Genomic DNA, 1,061 nt, shown 5'->3' with positions numbered 1-1,061 from the left:
CTATGAATTTTCGTGCTGGAGCATCAACGAGAATCTTGAAAGGGCTTGTTACGATAATGATTTAGTAGTCGATGTACTGCCGAAATATTGGGAATCCCGTACTTTCGATGTTTTTCCAGAGGATCTGAAAATCATTTTCGATATGCCGCATTACGAAAAATTGTTGGAGTTACAGAATAAATATCCCACGCTTTTGGATGAGAACCACCTGCCTTTCTATGTTCTCTTGCTTGCCCCTTACGTGAATCCCGTTTTACACCCCTATACGGAAGAAGAAATTGCGGCATTGGAAGACGCAGAACGGCGTAAAGATATTGCCAACGCCTATCGTTTCCTGAAAACCATTCAGGCCGATGGATTCAATCCCAACCAGAGATTTTTACTTACGGCCAACGGGCAGGGAAGTGTTTCCATATCCAATTCCCAGAATTGGTTGGTGGAGATGATCGAGAAGGCATATTTGAAAAATCCGTTTCCGTTGGATAAATTATTGCCTGTTGACGTCCAACTACCCAAGAGACGACCGACCTTCATGAATTTTCTTGGGTACAATACGCTTCTCTTTCTCCATGGAGTCCTCCATGTTGAGTCCTTCGTCCCTCAGGAGCTGTGCCAGTTCATTTGCGATTATCTGACAGCTTGCTCTGACAATGTGTCAAAGCAGGACTTGTCCTATAAAAACACATATGATATGCTTCAAAATTGTAAAAAGACCTATAAAGGTAATCCTATCCCCATTTCATGGGTAAAAGAGTAAAATGTATTTTAGATGTGATTGACGGTTGAAAACACATAATTAACTGAAAAACAGGTTGGTATAAAATTAGCAGGTGTTAATGGTGAAAACGCGAACACAGGTTCCTTGACATACACCCCGCTTCTCGGTTGGGAGGGAGTATCCGAACCGAAAGGCTGAAGGTCGAATCGAAAGATGGAACGAGAATGGGAGTTCGCCCAAGCCATCCTCCGCCCGTCCTACGAGCTGGCAAGAGCTCACCAGTCAGACCCGACGCCGAGAAAACGAAAACTGTTAAAAAATATTCACTATTAACACCTCGCGG

At 43.5% G+C, this 1,061-nt stretch carries 1 protein-coding gene; it reads left to right on the top strand.

What is annotated here, in order from left to right:
• A partial coding sequence (locus tag B5E60_RS14000; RefSeq protein WP_162611655.1) for a hypothetical protein occupies positions 1-757 on the top strand: 757 nt, incomplete at its 5' end.
• Positions 758-1,061: the final 304 nt, after the last annotated feature.

The sequence above is a fragment of the Alistipes sp. An116 genome (assembly GCF_002161005.1).
In the GTDB taxonomy this organism is placed as follows: Bacteria; Bacteroidota; Bacteroidia; order Bacteroidales; family Rikenellaceae; genus Alistipes; species Alistipes megaguti.
The sequence above is the reverse complement of the archived record's forward strand: the minus strand, read 5'-3'. Positions and strand labels throughout refer to the sequence as shown.